Raw genomic sequence first — 22439 nt, forward strand, 5'->3', positions numbered from 1 at the left:
AGCATTTTAAAGAGAGCATAAGCTCATAAGGAGAGAACCAGAATGAAATCATTATCCGTATTTACCAAGGATCTTGGCGCAGCCCTTAGAAATCCGAAGGTGCTAATTCCAATGATTGCTATCCTATTTATTCCGGTGATGTACAGCGGATTCTTCCTGAAGGCATTCTGGGATCCGTATGGCAAGATGAATGAGCTTCCGGTTGCTGTGGTCAACCAGGATGTCGGCGCTAATTATGAAGGCAAGCAACTACAAGCCGGTAATGATCTTATAGAAGAGTTGAAGGTAACCGACGGCTTCCAGTGGAACTTCGTTTCCCTTGAAGAAGCGGAAGCAGGAATGAAGGACAATACTTATTATATGTCGATCATTGTTCCGGAAGACTTTTCTGCTAAAGCTACTACTCTTATGGATGATGAACCACAGCCGGCAAAAATTATTTATGAGCCAAATGAAGGTTATAACTTCTTGGCTGGTCAAATCGGTGGTACGGCTGTAGCAGAAATTAAAAATAAAGTATCTGCTAAAGTAACTGAAGCTTATGTAGAGTCTGTATTCAATCAGATTACAGAAGTATCTGATGGATTGGGCGAAGCAGGAGATGGAGCCTCCAAGATCGCTGATGGCGCTGGTAAGCTAGATGACGGAGCCTTGAAGCTGAAAGATAATCTACTTGTACTGACAGATGGTACAGGTAAACTTCAAAATGGTGTAGAACCCCTTACACAAGGCGTGACTGATTTGAATGCAGGTGCTACGGCGCTTAAAACAGGATCAACCACGTTGGCAAGCGGATTGCAACAACTGTCTACTGCACATACGCAGCTTCAAGACGGTGTTGCACAGAGTGCTGCCGGCAGTAAACAACTTAGTGACGGCTTGAAACAAGCTGTAACAGGTGCAACACAGCTTCAGGCGGGAACGCAGTCTGCTGTGGATGGTACTTCTAAACTACAAGCAGGAACACAATCTTTAGTTGATGGCAGCGCGAAGCTGGAAGCAGGCTTAACTTCTTCCGTAGATGGCAGCGCGAAACTGGAAGCAGGTTTGCAAGCTTCCGCCGCAGGCAGCACGAAGGTAACTGAGGGTGCTAAAGCGGTAGCTCAAGGATTGGAGCAATTGGCACAGGCTAGTCCTGAGCTGGCACAAAATCCAGCGGTACAGAAGCTGCTGGCAGCCAGTGCAGCTGTGGCACAAGGCAGTGAGCAACTGCAACAAAGTCAAGAGCAGCTGGCACAGGGTGCTACTGCACTCCACAGTGGGCAAGAGCAGCTGGCACAAGGTGCAACTCAATTGCACTCAGGTTCACAGCAGTTAGCTGCTGGTGTAACTCAGTTGCATGATGGAGCACAGCAATTAAATGCTGGTAGCACACAGCTTTTGACAGGACAACAAAAACTGGCACAAGGCGCATCTGCACTTGTAACCGGTGGAGATAAGCTGAATGCAGGGATGCAACAATTTGGTGCGAAGCTTAAAGAAGCTGCAGCTGGAGGCAGCAAGCTGGCTGAAGGCGGTAAAGCGCTTGGCGATGGTACTACAAAACTGTTAAGCGGTGTAGGCGAACTAGGTTCCGGTATCAGTGCTGTAGCAGATGGTTCGAAAAAACTGGCTGATGGCGCAGGCGAGCTGAAAGATGGTATGGATGATCTGAAATCTGGATCAACAGAACTGGCAACTAAGCTTGGCGATGCTGCTGAAAAAACAGGCAGTGTGAACAAAACAGATGCAATGATGGAAATGTTCGCACAACCAGTGGTGGTTGAGGATCAAGTTGTGAATCATGTTCCGAACTATGGTACAGGTTTTGCTCCTTACTTCCTATCCCTTGGATTGTTTGTAGGTGCTTTGATTTCAACAATTGTTATTCCAATGCGTGATTCGGCTGTCCTTGGTGCTAGCCGTATGAACCGTTTCATTAGCCGTACGCTTACTTTCACAATCATGAGCTTTATCCAGTCTATGCTGGCTGCTGTGGTTGTATTGTATGGACTTGGATTGGAAGTACAAAGTAAACCGCTATTCTTCGTATTTACATTCTTAACAAGTTTAGTTTACACATGGGTAGTTCAAGCGATTGTTACTTGGATGGATCAACCGGGACGTTTCGTTGTTATCGTTATTCTTATTTTCCAATTAACAACTAGTGCCGGAACATTCCCACTTGAATTGATCCCTGACTGGATGAAATTCTTTAATCCACTGCTTCCAATGACTTACACAGTTAGTGGTCTTAAAGCAGTAATTTCTACAGGTGACTTCAGTGCAATGTGGGGAGATGTAGGTATCCTGGCAATCTTTGGTCTTGGATTCCTTGCTCTTACCTTCGCTTACTTCATGACTCGTAGCCGTGAGAATGAAGTTGGAGTGAAAAGTGAACAAGTTTTGACTGTATAAACTGATAGATTTTTTGAAAAAAAAGTATAAAAAAGCGTCTCCTCCGGGAGACGCTTTTTTTGATTTAAAATCATAAAAACCCTTTTTCTTGCAAACATATTAGAAGGGATGAAAAATCTTGTAACGCTTTCATTGCATATGCACTTATGCGTTATTTATGTATAATTATGCATCGTGAAGTTTTTTTAAACTTTTACTCGCTAAAGCTGTGATGCAAAAACAAATGTTAATCAGCATCATAAAAAAGTTTAAATTGCGCTGATGTTACCTCGGTGATAAAATAATAGCACTAATCTGGATTGAATAATTATTAAGATTTTCATGTGAAAAATTTTCCTAAGACATTGCATACTTTATAATAGAAAGGTTGCGTTCGATGAAACACACTGAACTGCCCGTAAAACAGGGCCTGTATGATCCCCAGTTCGAAAAAGATGCTTGCGGCATGGGATTTGTAGCTCATATTAAAGGCACACCGTCTCACAATATCGTAAGTAATGCTTTGACAATGCTCTTTAATATGGAGCATCGGGGAGGCCAAGGTAGCGAACCCAACTCTGGTGACGGAGCAGGTATCATGCTTCAAATTCCGCACCGTTTCTTTGCAAGTGAAGCTCAGAAGCTAGGCTTTACTTTGCCGGAACAAGGCCATTATGGCGTGGGCATGATCTTTTTATCTCATAACGAAGAAGTTCGGGCACAGCATGAAGCCCTCTTAAGCAATATTATTGCTGAAGAAGGTCAAATAGTACTCGGCTATCGTGATGTACCTACCTATGATGAAATGCTTGGCAAGACAGCGAAAGCTGCTAAGCCTTTTGTGCGTCAAGTGTTTATCGGCCGCTCGGCTTCGGTCACGAATGAATTGTCTTTTGAACGTAAGCTTTATGTTATCCGCAAACGTGCGGAGCTTGCCATTCGTTACGGTGGTGTAGAAGAGGCTGAATCCTTCTATATACCAAGCTTGTCGTGCCGTAAGATTGTATACAAGGGCATGCTGACTACAGAACAAGTCGGACAATTCTACCTGGATTTGCAGAACGAAGAGCTGGAATCAGCGATCGCGTTAGTTCACTCCCGTTTCAGCACGAACACCTTCCCAAGCTGGGAACGTGCGCATCCCTACCGTTTTATGATCCACAACGGTGAGATCAACACCTTGCGTGGTAATGTGAACTGGATGCATGCACGCCAGTCATTGTTCAAGAGCGAAGTGTTTGGTGAAGATCTGAACAAGATCAAGCCTGTTATTAACCCGGATGGATCGGACACTGCAATGTTCGATAACACCTTTGAGTTTCTCTATTTGAGCGGACGCTCCCTGCCACAGGTAGCCATGATGATGGTTCCTGAACCATGGAGCAATCATGATAGTATGGATGCTGATAAAAAAGCATTTTATGAATATCACAGTACTCTAATGGAGCCATGGGACGGGCCTGCTGCAATGGGCTTTACCGATGGGATACAAATCGGCGCTATTCTGGACCGTAACGGTCTGCGTCCTGCTCGTTATTATGTAACGAAAGACGATATGATTATTTTATCCTCAGAAGCCGGTGTACTGGACATTCCAGCAGAGGACATCTTATATAAAGACCGCCTGAAACCTGGACGCATGCTGCTTGTGGATACGAAGGAAGGCCGCATTATCTCGGATGAGGAAGTTAAATCGGCTATCGCCTCTGAGAAGCCTTATCGCCAGTGGCTGGATGAGCATTTGATCAGTCTTGATGAGCTTCCGGATGCGCCTGAACTGCCAAATCCTAAGCATGACAATGTACAACAGCTACAGCAGGCTTTTGGCTATACTTTTGAAGACTTGCGCAAGGTGCTTGAGCCAATGGCATCTACTGGTGCTGAAGCTGTCGGTTCCATGGGTTATGATGCTCCACTCGCTGTATTTTCGGACCGCCCGCAACGTCTCTATAACTATTTCAAACAAATGTTTGCTCAGGTAACGAATCCACCCATCGATGCCATTCGTGAAGAGCTGGTTACATCCACAACGACTACGATTGGACCAGAGCGTAATTTGCTTAAACCGGAACCGGAAAGCTGCCGCCAGATCTCGCTGCAAACGCCAATTCTTTCGAACGAAGATTTTGCTAAGATTCGCCATGTTCGCCGTGCAGGCTTCAAATCGATGTCTATTCCAATTCTTTTCCCGGCTGAGCTTGGGGCAGAAGGATTACGCATCGCGCTTGAGCGCATGAACGAGGCTGCTGACCGTGTTATGGCTAAAGGGCATAACATTCTGATTCTGACTGACCGCGGTGTGGACAGTGAGAATGCTGCGATTCCAGCTCTGCTTGCGGTATCGAGTCTGCATCATCATTTGATCCGCCAAGGAACACGGACGAAAGTAAGTATTTTGCTGGAATCCGGTGAACCACGTGAAGTCCATCATTATGCGCTGCTGCTCGGTTATGGGGTGAGCGCAGTAAATCCTTATCTGGCTTTTGAAAGCTTGGATGATATGATCGGCCAAGGCTTATTGCGGGGAATCTCGCATGAAAAAGCAGTGAAGAACTATATTAAAGCTGCGACTAAGAGCGTAGTTAAGATTCTTTCCAAAATGGGAATTTCGACGATTCAATCTTACCGCGGTGCGCAGATTTTTGAAGCTGTGGGTCTGAACTCTGAGTTCGTGGATCGCTACTTTACTTGGACACCTTCCCGGATTGGCGGTATTGGCCTGGAGGAAGTGGCAACTGAGGCACTTATCCATCATAACCGTGCTTTTACAGAAAAAGACGGAAATGATAAGGTGCTTGATTCCGGTGGCGATTATCAATGGCGTAATGATGGGGAAGAGCATCTTTTCAATCCACAGACCATTCATCTGCTTCAGCACTCTGTGCGTAGTGGGAATTATGATATGTACAAGAAATATGCTGCCCTTGTTCAAGGAGAAAGCGAGAAGCAATTGACGCTTCGTTCCTTGTTGCAATTCAAGTCAGCCTATGAACCGATTCCACTGGAAGAAGTAGAACCGGCATCGTCTATTATGAAACGGTTTAAGACGGGTGCAATGTCCTTTGGTTCCATTAGTAAGGAAGCACATGAGACACTGGCCATTGCGATGAACCGTATCGGTGGCAAGAGTAATACGGGGGAAGGCGGCGAAGATCCAGCTCGCTATATTCCGGATAGCAATGGTGATTCACGCCGCAGTGCGATTAAACAAGTAGCTTCCGGACGTTTTGGTGTTACCTCGAACTACCTAGTTAACGCTGATGAGATCCAGATTAAAATGGCTCAGGGCGCTAAACCAGGGGAAGGTGGACAGCTTCCAGGACGTAAAGTTTATCCTTGGGTCGCTGAAGTACGTGGCTCAACAGCAGGTGTCGGTCTGATCTCACCTCCACCGCATCATGATATTTACTCAATCGAGGATTTGGCAGAGCTGATCTATGATCTGAAGAATGCAAATCCACGTGCAAACATTAATGTTAAGCTCGTATCGGAAGTTGGAGTGGGTACGATTGCTGCTGGTGTAGCCAAAGGGCGCGCTGATATTATCTTGGTTAGTGGCTATGATGGAGGTACAGGGGCATCGCCGATGAACTCCATTCGTCATGCGGGTCTTCCGTGGGAGCTTGGCTTGGCTGAAACCCATCAGACATTGATGCTCAACAATCTGCGTGACCGTGTTGTTCTAGAAACAGATGGTAAAATGTTAAGCGGCCGCGATCTGGCTGTAGCTGTATTGCTTGGGGCCGAAGAGTATGGATTTGCTACTGCTCCGCTAGTATCTGTTGGCTGTATTATGATGCGTGTCTGCCAAATGGATACTTGTCCGGTTGGTGTAGCTACCCAGAATCCGGATCTTCGTAAGAACTTTACTGGGGATCCGCAGCATGTAGTTAACTTTATGACCTTCGTGGCACAGGATCTACGTGAAATTATGGCAAGTCTCGGCTTCCGTACAATTGAAGAGATGGTAGGCCGTACCGATTGCCTAGACGCAACTCAGGCGTCGAAGCATTGGAAGAAGAAAGGCATAGATTTGAGCAGCCTGCTGCATACACCGGAATTACCGGAAGGAAGCACACGCTTCCGCAGTAAATACCAGAATCATGGTCTGGAAGAGACACTGGATGTCTCGCAGCTGCTCGACCTGGCAGCACCTGCATTGGAATCGGGTACGGCTGTTGAGGCATCGCTGCCAATCACGAACGTTAATCGTGCCGTCGGAACTATCCTTGGCAGCGAGCTGACCCGCAAGTATGGGGCCGCAGGTTTGCCAGATGATACGATTCGGCTTCATTTCACCGGTTCTGCTGGTCAAAGCTTGGGTGCATTCGTGCCTAAGGGAATCACGCTTACGGTGGAAGGAGATTCCAATGACTATGTAGGTAAAGGATTGTCGGGTGGTAAGATTATTATCAAGCCATCTCCGAAAGCTACCTTTGCTGCTGAGGACAATATCATTATCGGAAATACTGCATTCTACGGTGCAACAGGTGGAGAAGCTTATATCAACGGTATCGCTGGTGAACGATTTGCCGTCCGTAATTCCGGAGCGAAGGTTGTTGTAGAAGGCGTGGGTGACCACGGCTGTGAATACATGACTGGAGGCCGAGTGGTTGTCCTTGGTGAAACTGGCCGTAACTTTGCGGCAGGGATGTCAGGCGGTATCGCTTATGTCTACGACCCGGATAGAACCTTCATCGGCCGCTGCAATCTCGAAATGGTACTGCTCGAGAGAGTGGAAGAGTCTGAGGAGATCGAAGAGCTGCGTGAGCTGATTATCCGCCATACCGAGCTTACAGGTAGTGCGGCTGGCGCACGGGTACTGGATCAGTGGGCAGATAGCTTGCCGAACTTCGTTCGTGTCATTCCGAAGGATTACAAACGGATGATGGAGCAAATTCGTAAGGTAGAACAAACCGGGTTGACCGGAGAAGCTGCGTTGATGGCTGCATTTGAAGCGAATATGCGCGAGCTTGCCCGTGTTGGCGGCTAAACTGCTGTACCTGAATGAAATAGGAACTAAATGAATAAGGGAACCTGACTCTTCCTAATGCCGGAGAAGTCAGGTTCCTTTTTTTAGATGGCAGACTCGTATCCTCTAGTGATTTTCGGAAAAAAGGGTATATGTGGTAAACTAGGTTATAGATGAAAGGAAGTGAGACTATGTCGAATACAGAAATATTGATGGAGCCTGTTGCCCGCCTGCAGGGAGTCACCAAAAAAATCGGCTCGAAAACGCTGGTGAGCGATTTAACGCTGGACATCCCGCCTGGACAAATCTTCGGTTTTTTGGGGCCCAACGGAGCAGGTAAGACTACTACAATACGGATGATGGTGGGGTTGATTTCCATTAGTCGTGGAGACATCTTGATCTGTGGCCGTAGTATTAAAAACCATTTTGAAGAGGCTATCGCAAATATAGGGGCCATTGTAGAAAATCCTGAGATGTACAAGTTCCTATCCGGTTATCAGAATCTGCGCCAATATGCACGGATGGTGCCAGGGGTAACGAAGCAACGGATAGACGAAGTCGTCGAGCTAGTTGGACTAGGTCAAAGAATTCATGACAAAGTTAAGACCTATTCACTGGGAATGCGTCAGAGGCTGGGAGTGGCTCAGGCACTGCTGCACAGACCCAAGCTGCTGATTCTAGATGAGCCAACCAACGGCCTGGATCCACAAGGGATACGCGAGCTTAGAGACTATTTACGCCGTTTATGTCAGGAAGAAGGAACAACTGTATTCGTCTCCAGTCATTTACTTTCCGAGATGGAGCTCATGTGTGACAGCGTGGCGATTATCCAAAATGGACGACTGGTGGATGTGAAGCAGCTGAAAGGGGTAGGCAATACTGCAATGCCTCTGGGAGAAACCTTGTTCGAGGTTGATAATGCTGAAGCTGCGCTAGCCCTCATTGGACGTGGAGTATTTAAGAGTGGGGGACTTGTGCTTGAGGCAGAGCGTGAGGAGATCGCAGAATTAAATGCCAAGCTAGTGGCAGGTGGGATTAAGGTGTATAGCATCAGAGCCCTTGCCCGTACGCTGGAGGATCAATTCTTAGAGGTTACAGGAGGTGAAGGAATTGGGTGAATTTACAGCTCTCATACATAATGAGAATATCAAAATATACAGCCGTGTCCGCACATGGATTATGCTGCTTATTCTTGCAGTGATGAGCGTGCTGCTTCCTGCGCTTATTTATTTCACAAGCGAAGGCGATTCATCGCTTATGGGGCTTTGGGACAACTTTCAGATGACGGTGAGTATTGCGTTCTTCTTGAATACAATATTTACCGTTGTAGTGGCTTCTGACTCCGTAGCGGGCGAATTTACCTGGGGAACCATCAAGCTGCTGCTGATTCGCCCGTGGAGTCGCTCCAAGATCCTGCTCTCGAAATATATTTCCATGGTGTTATTCAGTTTGCTTAGCACCGCAGTATTGATTGCTTTTGGCTTTGCTGCTTCGTTAATCTTCTCCTCATCTTCGGGAGATACGATGTCATCCATTACGGCTTGGAGCCCAGCGGAATATTCCTTCCTAGATCTCCTATGTCGTTACATTGAGCTTTTCCTGACCGCTGCTCTGGCTTTCATGGTATCTAGCGTATTCCGCGCAAGTGGACTGGCTATTGGATTATCCTTATTTATTATGTTTGCCAAGAGTATTTTTACGGTTATTTTTAGTCCAGAACGGTTTGAATGGGCCCAATACTTGATCTTCACACATATGGATCTAAGAGGCTACCTATTGTCGGATACGGGTCCGGGGGGCTCTACACTTGGCTTCTCCATAGCTGTACTAGCGGTGTACTATATCCTATTCCTGGCCATTTCCTGGATTGTCTTCCGTAAAAGGGACGTTGCCTCATAGAAATAAGTCTAGCCGGCTTCGAGTGTTCCTTGTGCTTTGGAGGAGCGCTTGGCTGCCTTGTCCTTTTTCATATTACTTTTGGGCTCACCTGCTTTTTCAGAGGTGGGCTGTTCTTGCATGGCAATGGAGCCATTCAGGAGGCTGCCTTCCATAATGCTAAGTGCTCCTGCTGAAATATTACCATGTAACTCCCCGGTTCCGGTCATAATGAGTCTGCGGTCTGCGGTAACATCCCCGTATACTTTGCCGGCAATCACGATTTCCTCCGCTTTAATACTGGAACGCACTGTTCCTTCTTCTCCTACAGTCACGACACCACTGCAAATAATCTCACCGCTAAAGGTACCCTCAATCCGCAGGTTTGTATCGCATTGCACCTTGCCCTCCAGTGTTCCTCCATGCCCTATTAGGGAATCGGTAGATTTAAAGGGGACACGCTGCTGCCGTTTGTTCCACATTTATAAATTCCTCCTATTATATAAATTGAATGAATCCTTAGGGTTTGACATACGCCAAAGGGTTGACAGTTTTATTCTGCTTCACAACCTGAAAATGAAGGTGAGGACCTGTGCTTCGGCCAGTGCTTCCAAGCAAGCCGATTTTTTGCCCCTTGCTAACCTTGTCTCCGGCAGATACGTTCATTCCGTTCAAATGCATGTACCAGGTTTCCAACCCGTTTGAATGCTTAAGCACGATGTATTTTCCGCGTGCGCCCATTTGTTCCGCAGTAATAACCTCGCCATCTAAGGCAGCATATACAGGATCACCGATGTTCCCGGCAATATCGACACCGGAATGGAAAGCAGACAAACCTTTGAATGGATCTGAGCGGTAGCCGAAGCTTGAAGAAATAACTTTGGACTCGGTAGGCCAAAGCGGTACTGCGTTAAGTCTAGCCTTTTCTGCACAGGCCTTTTGAGCTTGCAGATTTGCTTGTACGTTATTCTCATGCTCTGCCTGTGTGATTGTCTGTGTGATACTTTCCACCATTTCATCAAGCATTCCGTGAATCTCCTCAAAGTCATCCTTAGTTTCTTCCACCAAGCTTGTAGCGTCGTTCTGATACACCGCGATGTATTCTCCACCAACCTGTGGGGTGAGTGTTTTTGGAAGGGCTGCAGTAATGGCTCCAAAGCGGAAACTTATGGCGGATAGAGAAGTGGAAGATGAGTTCTCTTCAGTACTCTGCTTAAAGGAGGTCTCTTTAGGAACAGGAGAAGAAAGACGGCTCGATAAACCTAATGTTGAATTTGAAGTGGCCGATCCAGCTTTTGATTTTTCTGTTGCGGATTTCTCCGGTTGGGATTCATTCGTGTCTGTAGCGGCAGCAGCACCTTTGCTTTTGTTAATCAATGCTTGCAGCTCCTGTTCCAGTGCATTTACACTCTTCAGCTTGTCTTTAATGTTATCTGCCTCTTCCGAAAGTTCGCTGACCTGGCTACGAAGCTGGGTTAAATCTTTATCCTTGTCGGCGACCTTCATTTCCATGCGGAGATTGGTTAGCGATAGTGCGGCTGCCTCGGCTTCTAGCTGTGAGATGGACTGAGAGGCATGGAAATGCATAGAGGTGACCAGACTGGAGATAGAGAGGGCTGCTGCTGCCGGCAAAGCGAACGCTAGCGGTTTGGAGATGTGGAGCTGTTTGACTGGACGTCCGGCATCCCTTACGACAAGCAGCGTAATCCGTTTATGATCTGGCTGACTCTTCATGGCTTCTCCTTTCTGCGGCTTATGGCAGCCGCTTGCGATACCTGAGGCTAACGACTTTTCTTCCATTAGGCTCATCCGAATTGTCCTACTACTCTATGTATTCCATATCTTTCAGGAACATGACAACGGTTTGTTTGAATAAAGAAGGAGAGTTACGGCAAAACCTGTACTAGAGTCATCGCAGAGAGTCTATTGCATCTGTTTTTATTAATTGAGGGGGTAGAGAATTGAAGATTTTTGCGATAATTCTAATTCTTTTTATCATACAGATTGCATTGATTGTATTTCTGGAGTACCGCCGCCCGCAAAGGGCTATAGCATGGTTGTTTATTTCCTTCTGTTGTCCACCGCTTGGTCTGGCATTCTATTATTTTCTAGGTCGTGACTACAGACAGAATAGAAAATTGAACAAAAGATGTACTTCGCTCTTCCGGGAAATTCGTTCGTATGTCACTGGCAAGATTAAGGTAGTAAAACAAGCGTCGGATACTGGAAACGCTCAGTTTGAGAATAACGAAGGTTTATTGGTTTTGCTTGCAAAGCTCTCGGAAGGGCCTATTACAGGCCATAACAAAAGCAGAGTACTGTCAACTGCGAGAGAAGCGTACGACGCAATGCTGAAAGCCATGGAAGAGGCAAAAGAACATATCCACATGCAATTTTATATTTATCGTGATGATGAGATCGGAGAGCAATTTCAGGACGTTATGATTCGAAAGGCGCGGCAGGGAGTTAAGGTGCGTTTGCTTTGTGATGGACTGGGCAGTCATCGATTAAGCCGTAGGTTTATTCAAACCATGAGAAATGCCGGGGTGGAGTTCCACTTTTTTTTACCTCCGGTTAGTTCTTTACTGGATCGTCGTTTTAATTTCCGCAATCATCGGAAGATCCTAGTGGTGGATGGATTGATTGGTTTTACGGGTGGAATGAATATCGGGGATGATTATTTAGGAAAGGACGCCAAGATGGGTTACTGGCGCGATACTCATCTGCGTCTAGAAGGAGATTCTGTTTATTATATTCAGTATGTCTTCCTGAAGGATTGGAGACTGGCCTCTGGTGAAGGTATGAGTCATCCTCGTTTGTTCCCTGAGCATTTTTGTAAGGAGCAAGAAGCCGTGCAGATTGTAGGAAGTGGACCGGATGCTGCGATCGATGCTTCTCAGGAGATGTATTTTGCCGCTTTTTGCTCTGCTAGGGAACGGATCTGGATTACTTCACCGTATTTTATTCCGGACCCTGCGATTTGTCGTGCTTTGAAGAGTGCAGTCCTTCGTGGAGTGGATGTTAGAATCATCATTCCGGCGAAGCCTGATAATAAGCTCGTTTATCATGCTTCTTTGTCTTATCTGGAGAATTTACAAGATGCAGGCGTGAAGTTCTATCGCTACACCAAAGGATTTATGCATGCCAAAGTCATGATTGTGGATGATCTGCTGGGTACGGTGGGAAGTGCGAATCTGGATATGCGCAGCTTCTATTCTAATTTCGAAATGACAGCGGTTTTGCTGCATCCTGAGACGATAGCAGTGCTAGTCGCGGGGTTTGAAAAGGATCAAAAGCATAGTGAATTCATTGATCCTGTAAAATTTAAGGAGAGAGGGAGAATTGTCAAACTCGGTGAAGGGCTATGTCAGTTGTTATCACCGCTGTTATGACCGGAAAGAGGACTAAATCTGAATTTTTCGAAGGATAGTACGTGTTCCATTCATTATTAGAGCATATTTTGTGATATAATAATTGTATAAGAAGAAATGTAAGAAAGTATAGATTGTAATTATACTTCCGAATGTTTCAAAACTATATTGTTAAATTGTAGGGGGAGTTCTATGAATGTGAGTCCACAAATGTTTACCAAAGAGGAGCAGAACAAACTGCAGAAGACCGGTGCCCATAAAATGGCTAAGTTCGCGCAGCGTATGGTTATGTTATCCATTGGGGCCGCCATGATGGCTGTTGCACTTGAGATATTCCTAGTACCTAATCAAATGATTGATGGCGGGATTACCGGTATCTCCATTATTTTATCACATTTATTCGACATTCCTCTGGGTATTTTATTGACACTGCTCAATCTTCCGTTCCTGTTAATCGGTTATAAGCAAATCGGTAAGACATTTGCCTTATCTACCTTATATGCGATTTTACTTATGTCTATCGGCACTTCAATGCTGCATCATGTAGAGGCCTTTACAGTTGAACCGATGCTTGCTGCCGTGTTTGGCGGTATCATACTAGGTGTAGGTGTTGGGTTGGTTGTACGTTTCGGGGGATCTCTAGACGGTACAGAAATTGTTGCGATTTTAGTGGCTAAGAAGCTTCCCTTCTCTGTAGGTGAAGTAGTTATGTTCTTCAACCTGTTCATCTTGTCCGGAGCAGGATTTGTGTTCGGTTGGAATAACGCGATGTTCTCCCTGATTGCTTATTATATTGCATTTAAGGTTATTGACATTACCCTTGAGGGTCTGGATCAATCGAAATCAGTATGGATTATCAGCGATAAATTCCGCGATATTGGGGAAGCTCTGACAGAGCGTCTTGGACGTGGTGTTACTTATTTAGATGGAGAAGGCGGATTTTCCGGTGAGAACAAGAAAGTGATCTTTGTAGTTATCACCCGTCTGGAAGAAGCTAAGCTTAAAACCATTGTTGAAGATTGGGATTCTGATGCATTCATCGCAATAGGTAACATCCATGATGTTAAAGGTGGCCGCTTCAAGAAGAAATCCATCCACTAGCGTAGCTCTTAAGTATCATTAACTGAAAGAAGGTATTTTTACGGATAAAAAAGCAATAAATACGGTGAACAAAGCTCGGCATGCCGTATTCTTATATAGTATACCTTCTGTCCTTGAGTGGGACGCCAAATAAGCTCGTAGCATGTAGTTGATGCTGCGGGCTTATTGCTGTTTTTGGGGCTTTTTTCAATGGGATTGCTCCTTTATGGGAGCTTAGCAATGAGCTGTTCAACGGGCTGTGGTGGCACTTTCTCTAAAAGATCTCCCATACGCTGAAGGCGTTCCTCGATATTAAGCAGATGAAAATTAGAGGGAGATACATTTTGCTGAACCTCCTCCCAGAGCAAGGGGGTAGAAACTGTAGCAAGCGGTCTTGCACGCGGTGTGTAAGGTGCAGCTAATGTTTTGCCGCTATAATGCTGGAGGTAGTCAAAATAGATTTTATCTCCGCGATTCTTTTTTAGACGTTCCAGGGTGAACAGGTTGGGATGCTTTTCGGTGACATAACGACCCACAAAATGCCCGATTTTCCGCAATCCATCAAAAGTAACACCAGTCTCGATAGGGACGATGATCTGCACCCCGGTAGCACCAGAGGTTTTGGGTACAGAGGAGAGGCCAAGGGAGGTTAAAACCGCCCCAACGATCGCAGTTGCTTCCATGATACGAGGTTCGATTTCAAGTGAAGGATCAAGATCAATCATCCATTCACAGGGCAGTTCGCTGCCTACATAATGCAGGGAAGGGTGAAATTCCAAAGCAGCCAGATTCCCCAGCCAGATCAGCTCAGGTAAGCCTTGCAGCTTGATATAGTTAATATTCTCGTGTACAGCGGTTTGGACAAAGGCCGGAAGAGGATCAGGCGCATTTTTCTGATAAAAGGACATTCCAGAGATGCCGTGCGGATAACGAATGACGGTAAGCAGCCGGTCCCGGCAATAACGCAGCAGATAGGGAGAGAGTGCAGCGAGCTTTTGCAGATAAATCCGTTTTGTAATGCCACATTCAGGCCACAGCAGCTTCTCTGGATTAGTGATGATGATTTCTTCTCCGTCTATGGTAATTGTACCTTTGATCGCTGCCGGCATCGGGAAACTCCTTTCTGTGATAGGAATGAAGGTATTATGTGTCAGTCTGCTCCTTTTCATGAAAAAAATATTCCCAAAGCGTCCCTTTTGGATGATCATAAGACTTATAAAGATATACGATTATTAGAAAGGGGAGTTTGCTGATTTTGGACGGGATCGAGCACACCGTTGTTCGGGTACAGGCAGGCGAGGTTGAGTCTTATGCCTTGGTCGTCGAGGCTTTTCAAAAGCCGATTTACCGCTATTGCTGTCGGCTGCTTGGGAGCCGTACTGAAGCTGAGGATGCAGTACAGGATATTCTGGTAAAGGCATATCAGCATATAGGCACATACCGCCCTACCGCGAGCTTCTCTTCATGGCTATATAAAATTGCCTACCATCATTGCCTTAGTCTAATCCGCAAACGTCAAAGCCATATAAAGTTTATGGCGCTTTATCAACCAGATCCGCCTGCAGAAAGCCCGGAACAGTTGATGGACCGTTACATATTTAACGAACATCTGACTTTAGCCCTCGCGAAGCTGAAGACAGAGGAGCGAAACCTGTTAGTACTTAGAATCTTTGAGGAACAGAGCTTCCCGGAGATTGCGGAGATTCTGGATAAGAATACTGATGCTGTGAAGAAGAAATACAGGCGAACGATTACGAAGCTTGGCAAAATGCTGAATGCTCAGAAAGGGGGAACGGAATGGTGCGGCAACGAGGCTTTGTTGAAGAGAAAATGATCAAGAAAATGGATGCGGTAGGGAGCTGCGAAGAGCTGGATGTAAAAGCAGCTGTTATGAAGCGGGTAAGAGCAATTCATGAACAACAGAATAGGATTGACGGTGAAAGGACGAGCATGGTTAGCGAGCTGAAGCCGTTCCCAGAACCGGAAGATCCTATTATGCAGAAGCAAAAGGAGATGCCCCAACACCCGTCTAGGTTTAGAAAAAGAGTGCTCACTGGAGTCTCCGCGGCTGTATTGCTGGGGATTATCGGGTTGGGTGCTCTGCAGCTGTCTGAACATGGAAAGTTATCGGAACAAGGTAGCCAGTTTACAATTGATATCACAAAACCCCAAGGTGGTATTATTACACTAGTGAACAGCGGAGGGAAGGCTGTTGTGAAGACGGTGCATAATAATACGCCTGATCCGACAACCTCGCCTGCGATAGAGAAGTATCAGAGCTTATCTATGACTTATAAAGAGCAAGTGCTTGCTCGTTTAAACACTGGGGAAATGGCTGCTTATTATGTGAAGGATGCTGAATTAAATAAGCTGGAGTTAGGGTTAGGCTATGGAAATCAATTGCAGTTTGCTTTTATTTCGCCGGTGTATTCGAAATATCAAGACTTCGTAAAAGAATTAAAAAATGTTGGCGATTTCTGGCCAGGGTTGCCTTCCTCGTTAGCTGATGGTTATGAATTCGAGCAAGGAACTTTTAATGCAGCTCCCCTATACAGGTCGCTAGACACAGAATATGAAGAAATCCTTGAACAATTTCAAAAAAAGGCTACAACCGATAAAATTGGCCAAAAGTTGTTTATGGAGAAGATAGCTGTAAATTCCATAGATAATGCTGAAGTTACCTACCACAAGGGACATGAAAGAATAACACTATCCTTAAGGCAGAGTGCCTTTAGGGGTTATACCATGCAAGTGTCTATCTTGGAAGGCCAGACTGCTGAAAAATGGTCTGTGACAGGCACGAGGAAAGAGGCAGTTTTTATCGCGGCGGGTACTGGAAAAGGGAAGAAAGCTTGGTCTTCTCAGAATCGATTGTATTGGTATGATGAAGCCACCCAGATGGTTCTTTCTCTAAGCGACAAGCAGGAGAGTAAACTGACTCGTGAGCAATGGCAAAAGATTGCCACCAGTTTTATTCACTAGCTACTGTACTAACTGTACATTATGAGAAGCTGTCTCAAAAGTAGTGAATTCTACTTGGGAGGCAGCTTTTTTTATGGAATAGGAAAAGTAATGGATATTACTGTGCCATGTGACGATATGCCACGCGTAGTGTTCTATGCTACTGATTGGGGCGGTGGGCGATGTGCTATGTGTGATTTTCGTGCGGCTTGCAGTAGATGATTTTGTGAAATTAGTGGTATATGTGACGGTGGACTATGGGCGTTACGTTCTGTGTTTGTGCAATGTATAGAGTGCTTTAAACTAATTAGGGAAAAACTCCCTGAAAATAGCCGCTATTTGCTCTAAATGAACGAAATCAGGGAATTTCTCCCTAATAATCATGGGAATTTCTTTATTCGTTGCCGAATTGGCTGAATTTCAGGGAAGTTTTCCCTAATTATAAGTCCGATGAACAGAAATCTCTGAATTTTAGGGAGAAATTCCCCAATTATTCTATAAGTACTTCACTTATTGCATCATTAGGAGCGTCACTTGATGCATCACTTGTAATGTTAAGAACAAAAAAGAGGCTGTCCCAAGCAACTATTTCATAGCTTTTGGGACAGCCTCTTTTTTGTGTGCAAATGTCCCTTTTTCTAATGTTGGATTGTTATAGAAGTGTAGTTAAAAAAAGTGGTGAAAATACATTACCATTTTGAAGGAGAGGATGTTAGAAATTGAAGCTTCATTATGATTTCAAAAAAACACTGATCGCACTCTCTGCAGCAATCTTGCTGGGAACAGGAGTGGCCGGGGGTGTGGATGTACCTGGCTTGTCCCTTACAATTGCGGTGGCATCAGGACAGCAGGCTGCATCACAAACTGATCAGAAGACTCAAAAGGAATTGCAGGCACTCGTAGCTGGAGTGAAGGAAGGTTCGCTTTTGGCCTACTACGTACGGGATAAAGTCTCCAATCCACAGGATACGATCAGCTTCTCTGGTAAAGGGTTTGTTTTTAAAGACTATAAATCCTTTGCAGCTAAGTTTAAAGCGCTAAAGGGTCCGTCTTCTCCGCAGTCCGGAAATCTTCCCAAAGGCTTCACTCTGGCGACAGCCATCATCTATCCACCGGCTGTAGCTAATGATTCAGAGCTGTACTTGCAACTAGAGCAGGAATTGAAAGCAGCAGCAGCTGCTGGTAATTCTAATAAACAGTTGTTTAGTAAAATCATCAGCTGGAACCAGACGAATTTGTCTATGCAGCTGTATGCCAAAGGAAAAGCTAATTTTAGCATTGTAACTGGGTCGCCGCCCGCCAAACTTCCAGAAGGAGCGGTACCTTTTGTACGAGCTTCGGAAACTAAGAAAGAATTAACGGTCAACGGCAGGAAAGTAGTACTTACAACTGATTCCGCTAAAGACGCAAGCTTTAACACAAAGCTAGTGTGGCTGGATAACTCAGGCACGATACAATATACCCTTTCAGACAATCGGGCCAGTACGCTGACGACAAATGAAATGTTAGCGGTAGCTAAAACCATAATCAAATAACCAAGGGGTTAAGGAGGATATCATAATGATGATTAAGAAAAGCGCGGCGATTACAGCCTTAAGCTTATTAGTATTGATGAGTGCGGTGAGTGGAACAGCAGACGCAGTGCCTGCGGGGAGTAATAATAAAAGTAAAGCTACCGCACCCGTTGAGCCGAATACGCCCGTATCTTCAACGATTGAAGCTTTGATTGCCCAAGAAAATACGGTTCCCTTACAAGCAGGCGAACTTAAGGTTCTGTATGTAAATGATAAGAAATCTAATCCATATGAAACCTTGAGTATAAGCTATATGCCATATAGATTCAGTTCTGTAAACGAAGCGGCGCAGAAGTTTTTGTCCTTAAGCGGGAAGTCACTCCTGATACCCACTTCTCTACCAGAGGATTATAAGTTGCAGGATGTCGTTTTAAATCCAGTGATTCCAATGTTTTTTAGCTCAGAGTATAAGACTCTCAGGGATCAGTTGAAAGCTAAAGCCCAAGCTGCTGGCAAAAAGGTAATTTCGCAAAGCTTGAAGTGGAGCAATACAGAAACTTCTATCACCTATCTACGAAATGGAGAGAGGGTGAATTTAAGATCTGCACCTGCATACACGCTACCGGAAGGGGTGGCTTTGGCCCAACTGCCTGGCGACCAAGATGAGAATTTGAACATCAACGGAGTTGAGGCGGTTTACACAGTTTTTGGGCCTCATCACGGAGATCTTAAAGTCCAGCTGGTATGGTCCAGTGCTGATGGAAGTGTCGATTATACGCTTACGAGTACAAAAAATACTGCGCAGACAAAGGCAGAGCTGGAGGCCCATGTAACAAGACTTACAGTGCAATAAGAAACGTCCTCCCACTTCAGATTGGGAGGACGTTTCTTTATTAATTTATCCTTTTTGCTCCATTGTGCATGACTCCGGGGGAAGATCCACTTTAGCTTGAGTAACAGGCTGACGCAGAGTGCCTGAGGTGTTCCATTCCAGAAAATGAACTTTGAAGACGAGCTCCGGCTTTATCCAAAAAGCACCCTTGCCTCGCTGTGGAACATCAGCAAAGGGCATCCGATCCAGCTTAAGGCGGTGTGCCTCCGCAGTTAAGTCGCGTTTATCCTGTACAGTCAATTTGCCCGGACCGGCATGTCCGATATAATGCAAATTTCCTTTATCATCATAAAGACCAAGAAGTAGTGCGTTGACGATACCGTCACGGAACGTCACACCCCCGGCTACAGCTGTAATGTCAGAACTGATTTTGCGTTTCTGCCAACGTTTATCTTTTCCGCCCGGAGCATAAGTACTGTTGATGTCCTTGCAGACGATTCCTTCCAAACGCTGGTTCTGAGTGGCGGCGAACAGTTCTGTAGGATCGGTATAACTTGGCACAGCTTGAACATGGGGATGGGGCAGCAGAATATCACTTAACAGCTGCTGCCGCAAGAATAATGGTTGATCCATCGTCGATTGGCCATTATAAAACAGAATATCAAAAATCATATAAATGACAGGAACCTGATGCCTAACGACGGAAATCGTGGAACCATTTTTTAAACTGTCCCTCCGCATCACCTCGTGAAATGAGGGTTTGCCGTCCTTGAGTGCGATGATCTCACCATCAAGAATAACGGAGCCAGCCTTGCAGTAAGCAGATACATCAGTAAGCTCCGGGTATTGCATGGTACGGTAATTGCCACGTCTGTTAATAAGCTGAGTAGTGCTTCCATCGTAATAGGACAACATCCGCACACCGTCCCATTTAATTTGTGCGATCCACTGGTCACCTGCTGGAAGCTGCCCAGCCAGTATAGGTTCAAAAGGAATAATGGGCTGAAGCTTCATCCGCAGAGCCTCCTAAGATACGGTTGTTTTGCTTTTTGTGCTGCGGCGTTTCGGTTTCGGCGTAATAACAGGAGTCGGCCCGGAGACCTCGTTTTGCTGCTCCGCAGGTTCCGCGGCGGTTGTTTTGGTCTTGGTTGTTTTTCTTTTGGCAGCAGGAGCCGCTTTAGTTTTGGTTTTTGTGGTGCCTGTTAATGAAGGACCAGGGTCTGAAGGAATATGCTGCACAGCTTGAATACTGGCCTGCAAGGCAGCCATTAGATCAATCACATTGCTTTCCTGTTTAGCAGGAGCGATATGAAATTCCTCGCCTGCAATTTTATGTGAAATCAGATCAAGCATACGCTGGCGATAATCATCGGTATATTTTGCCGGATCAAAAGGAGTGGATAGCTGTGAGATCAGCAGCTTAGCCATTTCCAGCTCTTTATCGTTCACTGTCCCTGCTTCGGGCAGACCGGGCACTTGTGAGATCGGCCGCACCTCATCGGGATAAAAAATGGTCTCAATCGCAAGGCAATCCTCAAGCACACGGATCGCTGCCAGACTGCTTTTTGAGCGAATTGAAATTTTGGCGATGCCAATTTTACCTGTCTGCTTCATGGCCTCCATAAGAAGTCGATAAGCATTTGAGCCTGCCTGATCCGGGGATAAATAATAGGTTTTTTGAAAATAAATCGGATCGATTTCCGTCAGGTCAACAAAGTCGAGAATGGAGATGCTTTTACTGGTCTCGTCGGATAGTTGATCCAATTCCTCTTTGTCGAAGAGCACAAACTTCCCTTTTTCATACTCATATCCTTTACCGATCTCTTCCCAAGCTACTTCTTTGTCACATACCGGGCATTTGCGTACATACGACAGTGGGCTGCCACATTCCTTATGGATATAACGCAGAGAAATGTCCTTGTCTTCCGTAGCGGAGAACATTTTAACCGGAACATGCACAAGCCCGAAGCTGATGGCTCCTTTCCAAACGGTATGCATGAGAAACACCTCCTGATCTAAGTTGATTTGATTTGGGTTAGTATGAGGCAGGAAAGGCTTTTCTAGCCGGGTGCATTTTTTGAGAAGCTTGGGAAAAAATAAACTCGGACCTGTGAAGTTGAGGAGGAGAATCTAAGGTATGGAACCAAGAGATAACGAATGGAGCGATGCGCTGAGCGAGCAGGATATTCCGGCCACAGTTGTGGATTGGGAGAGCATTATTGCGCCCACGGAGGCCAGTCAGGTATCCGATTCGGAAAAGCTGGATGCAGAACGAACCCTCGAAGATACGTCACCCTTAGAATCGTAAACTTTAGGAAAGATAAAGGAGGAGAACAGTTGTGGACGTCAAACGGGCACAGGATATTTATGCTTCTAAAGAGACTGTAAGTGTACATTTGGATGGGGAGCCTGTCTGGATTGAACATGTGGATGAAGAGAACGGTATGGCTACGGTACAAGTTGGCTCTCGACCAACCAATACGCACACTGTGGGTGTTGAACGACTCGAAGAGCAAGAGCACTAACAAAGGTCTACTTAGAGCGTACGTTAAAGCTGAATTATAGTTTTAAAAAAAGAGACTTTTTATGCTTAAGTTTGCGTAAAGGTCTCTTTTTTGATTTGGAGCATAACTGACATCAAGGTTGACGGTGTAAGATTTAAACCAATATATTGGGTCAGGCAGGACAGTCCATTATTGTTGCGCTGAGTTCAGGAGTTATTGCGACAGTATTATTTTTTCAAGCTACGGATATGGTAAGGAGCAGTATGAGCGGATTAGCGGTAGTCGAAGCCACTCAATCTCGCAGCGTTCTGTATCGAAATCCAGCTTAACCATGCAAGTGAAAAAGAGGGCTGTACCTCCTTCGGCTTAAACAATGGGCAGGGACAGTTGTTGCGGTGGATGGACCATACCGATATAATTGAATGTAATGGTTTTCGACAGGGATATTTTAAAAGGTGGTAGTTGTAGTTGGACAAAACAGTCGAAACGGTGTTCACTTACCGTTCTTACAATCTGCAGGATACGGAGCAACTGGCAAGTGCAATAGCTGCTGCTTCAACGGCAGGCATGGTTATCGGTTTGGACGGTGATCTAGGCGCAGGAAAAACGGCCTTCTCGCAAGGTTACGCTCGCCATCTTGGAGTGAAAGGGATCGTAAACAGTCCTACTTTTACTATTATTAAAGAGTACAAAGGTCGTCTGCCGTTATATCACATGGATGTATATCGGATTTCACTTCAGGAAGCAGATGAGCTTGGATTGGATGAGTATTTCTATGGTCAGGGTGTTTGTTTGGTAGAATGGAGCAGTATTATTACGGAGTTAATGCCGCCGCGGCATATGCATATATACATGGAAACAGTTGGACCGGAGGAACGAATCATTACGGTGACCGGAATCGGGGCGCCTTATGGTGAGCTTTGCCGGGAGCTGATCCAGAAGTGGGGTTAATGA

At 45.6% G+C, this 22439-nt stretch carries 18 protein-coding genes and 1 pseudogene; 14 read left to right on the plus strand and 5 right to left on the minus strand.

The genetic code is table 11. The annotated features are described in order from the left end of the window. Positions 1-42: 42 nt before the first annotated feature. The 4 genes from NSS82_RS05140 to NSS82_RS05155 all read left to right on the plus strand — a co-directional run bounded on the left by NSS82_RS05140 (position 43) and on the right by NSS82_RS05155 (position 9247). Positions 43-2397, plus strand: coding sequence for a YhgE/Pip domain-containing protein (locus tag NSS82_RS05140; protein WP_038568922.1), 2355 nt, complete (start codon positions 43-45; stop codon positions 2395-2397). Positions 2398-2773: 376 nt separating this feature from the next. Continuing rightward, positions 2774-7369, plus strand: coding sequence for a glutamate synthase large subunit (gltB, locus tag NSS82_RS05145; RefSeq protein WP_076274050.1), 4596 nt, complete (start codon positions 2774-2776; stop codon positions 7367-7369). A gap of 170 nt (positions 7370-7539) precedes the next feature. Then, positions 7540-8466, plus strand: coding sequence for an ABC transporter ATP-binding protein (locus NSS82_RS05150; protein WP_235219382.1), 927 nt, complete (start codon positions 7540-7542; stop codon positions 8464-8466). After that, positions 8459-9247: an ABC transporter permease gene (locus NSS82_RS05155; protein WP_038568926.1), complete on the plus strand. Its 789-nt coding sequence runs from the start codon at positions 8459-8461 to the stop codon at positions 9245-9247. The genes NSS82_RS05150 and NSS82_RS05155 overlap by 8 nt, the downstream gene beginning before the upstream one ends. A gap of 8 nt (positions 9248-9255) precedes the next feature. Here the strand turns inward: NSS82_RS05155 and NSS82_RS05160 are convergent, their stop codons facing one another. Both NSS82_RS05160 and NSS82_RS05165 read right to left on the minus strand, forming a co-directional pair. Next, entirely contained in the window at positions 9256-9705 is a 450-nt protein-coding gene (locus tag NSS82_RS05160; protein WP_038568928.1) for a bactofilin family protein, read from the minus strand. A gap of 37 nt (positions 9706-9742) precedes the next feature. Next, entirely contained in the window at positions 9743-11023 is a 1281-nt protein-coding gene (locus NSS82_RS05165) for a M23 family metallopeptidase (protein WP_076274051.1), read from the minus strand. Between the two features lie 161 nt (positions 11024-11184). Between NSS82_RS05165 and cls the strand changes: the two genes are divergently transcribed. Next, positions 11185-12615, plus strand: a complete 1431-nt coding sequence (gene cls, locus NSS82_RS05170; protein ID WP_076104236.1) for a cardiolipin synthase — start codon at positions 11185-11187, stop codon at positions 12613-12615. 240 nt (positions 12616-12855) lie between these two features. Beyond that, positions 12856-13695 (plus strand): YitT family protein, encoded by an 840-nt coding sequence (locus tag NSS82_RS05175; RefSeq protein WP_235219386.1) that lies wholly within the window; start codon positions 12856-12858, stop codon positions 13693-13695. A gap of 203 nt (positions 13696-13898) precedes the next feature. Here the strand turns inward: NSS82_RS05175 and ligD are convergent, their stop codons facing one another. Further along, on the minus strand, positions 13899-14783 hold the full coding sequence (gene ligD / locus NSS82_RS05180; RefSeq protein ID WP_036676536.1) for a non-homologous end-joining DNA ligase: 885 nt from the start codon (positions 14781-14783) through the stop codon (positions 13899-13901). Between the two features lie 146 nt (positions 14784-14929). Between ligD and NSS82_RS05185 the strand changes: the two genes are divergently transcribed. The 4 genes from NSS82_RS05185 to NSS82_RS05200 all read left to right on the plus strand — a co-directional run bounded on the left by NSS82_RS05185 (position 14930) and on the right by NSS82_RS05200 (position 19002). Further along, the gene (locus tag NSS82_RS05185; RefSeq protein ID WP_052096798.1) at positions 14930-15508 is read left to right on the plus strand and encodes an RNA polymerase sigma factor; all 579 of its coding nucleotides are present in this window, start codon (positions 14930-14932) and stop codon (positions 15506-15508) included. Continuing rightward, positions 15472-16656, plus strand: a complete 1185-nt coding sequence (locus NSS82_RS05190) for a hypothetical protein (RefSeq protein ID WP_076274052.1) — start codon at positions 15472-15474, stop codon at positions 16654-16656. The genes NSS82_RS05185 and NSS82_RS05190 overlap by 37 nt, the downstream gene beginning before the upstream one ends. Before the next feature lie 698 nt (positions 16657-17354). Further along, positions 17355-18170, plus strand: a complete 816-nt coding sequence (locus tag NSS82_RS05195; RefSeq protein WP_076274053.1) for a hypothetical protein — start codon at positions 17355-17357, stop codon at positions 18168-18170. A 25-nt stretch (positions 18171-18195) separates the two neighbouring features. Beyond that, positions 18196-19002: a hypothetical protein gene (locus tag NSS82_RS05200; protein WP_341109714.1), complete on the plus strand. Its 807-nt coding sequence runs from the start codon at positions 18196-18198 to the stop codon at positions 19000-19002. Between the two features lie 45 nt (positions 19003-19047). Here the strand turns inward: NSS82_RS05200 and NSS82_RS05205 are convergent, their stop codons facing one another. After that, complete coding sequence (locus NSS82_RS05205) at positions 19048-19995, minus strand: ATP-dependent DNA ligase (protein ID WP_038568937.1); 948 nt, start codon at positions 19993-19995, stop codon at positions 19048-19050. Between the two features lie 12 nt (positions 19996-20007). Then, positions 20008-20979 carry a non-homologous end joining protein Ku gene (gene ku / locus NSS82_RS05210; protein ID WP_038568938.1) on the minus strand — a complete coding sequence of 324 codons (972 nt, stop codon included), beginning with the start codon at positions 20977-20979 and terminating at the stop codon, positions 20008-20010. 139 nt (positions 20980-21118) lie between these two features. Between ku and NSS82_RS05215 the strand changes: the two genes are divergently transcribed. The 4 genes and pseudogenes from NSS82_RS05215 to tsaE all read left to right on the plus strand — a co-directional run bounded on the left by NSS82_RS05215 (position 21119) and on the right by tsaE (position 22436). Beyond that, the gene (locus NSS82_RS05215) at positions 21119-21289 is read left to right on the plus strand and encodes a hypothetical protein (protein ID WP_155288087.1); all 171 of its coding nucleotides are present in this window, start codon (positions 21119-21121) and stop codon (positions 21287-21289) included. 31 nt (positions 21290-21320) lie between these two features. After that, complete coding sequence (locus NSS82_RS05220) at positions 21321-21506, plus strand: H-type small acid-soluble spore protein (RefSeq protein WP_036676525.1); 186 nt, start codon at positions 21321-21323, stop codon at positions 21504-21506. 146 nt (positions 21507-21652) lie between these two features. After that, positions 21653-21799: pseudogene (locus tag NSS82_RS05225) on the plus strand (multidrug resistance efflux transporter family protein); the annotation flags it as partial. A gap of 154 nt (positions 21800-21953) precedes the next feature. Next, positions 21954-22436: a tRNA (adenosine(37)-N6)-threonylcarbamoyltransferase complex ATPase subunit type 1 TsaE gene (tsaE, locus tag NSS82_RS05230; protein WP_076274055.1), complete on the plus strand. Its 483-nt coding sequence runs from the start codon at positions 21954-21956 to the stop codon at positions 22434-22436. Positions 22437-22439 lie beyond the last annotated feature (3 nt).

It is taken from the genome of Paenibacillus sp. FSL H7-0735 (assembly GCF_038008505.1).
GTDB classification, from domain to species: domain Bacteria; phylum Bacillota; class Bacilli; order Paenibacillales; family Paenibacillaceae; genus Paenibacillus_AQ; species Paenibacillus_AQ odorifer.

What these genes read in the sequence shown, in the direction of transcription:
- NSS82_RS05165 (WP_076274051.1), bottom strand. Translation starts at nt 11,023, where the DNA reads ATGGAAGAAAAGTCGTTAGCCTCAGGTATCGCAAGCGGCTGCCATAAG.
- ku (WP_038568938.1), bottom strand. Translation starts at nt 20,979, where the DNA reads ATGCATACCGTTTGGAAAGGAGCCATCAGCTTCGGGCTTGTGCATGTT.
- NSS82_RS05205 (WP_038568937.1), bottom strand. Translation starts at nt 19,995, where the DNA reads ATGAAGCTTCAGCCCATTATTCCTTTTGAACCTATACTGGCTGGGCAG.
- NSS82_RS05175 (WP_235219386.1), top strand. Translation starts at nt 12,856, where the DNA reads ATGGCTAAGTTCGCGCAGCGTATGGTTATGTTATCCATTGGGGCCGCC.
- NSS82_RS05150 (WP_235219382.1), top strand. Translation starts at nt 7,540, where the DNA reads ATGTCGAATACAGAAATATTGATGGAGCCTGTTGCCCGCCTGCAGGGA.
- ligD (WP_036676536.1), bottom strand. Translation starts at nt 14,783, where the DNA reads ATGCCGGCAGCGATCAAAGGTACAATTACCATAGACGGAGAAGAAATC.
- NSS82_RS05190 (WP_076274052.1), top strand. Translation starts at nt 15,472, where the DNA reads ATGGTGCGGCAACGAGGCTTTGTTGAAGAGAAAATGATCAAGAAAATG.
- NSS82_RS05160 (WP_038568928.1), bottom strand. Translation starts at nt 9,705, where the DNA reads ATGTGGAACAAACGGCAGCAGCGTGTCCCCTTTAAATCTACCGATTCC.
- NSS82_RS05140 (WP_038568922.1), top strand. Translation starts at nt 43, where the DNA reads ATGAAATCATTATCCGTATTTACCAAGGATCTTGGCGCAGCCCTTAGA.
- gltB (WP_076274050.1), top strand. Translation starts at nt 2,774, where the DNA reads ATGAAACACACTGAACTGCCCGTAAAACAGGGCCTGTATGATCCCCAG.
- NSS82_RS05200 (WP_341109714.1), top strand. Translation starts at nt 18,196, where the DNA reads ATGATGATTAAGAAAAGCGCGGCGATTACAGCCTTAAGCTTATTAGTA.
- NSS82_RS05215 (WP_155288087.1), top strand. Translation starts at nt 21,119, where the DNA reads ATGGAACCAAGAGATAACGAATGGAGCGATGCGCTGAGCGAGCAGGAT.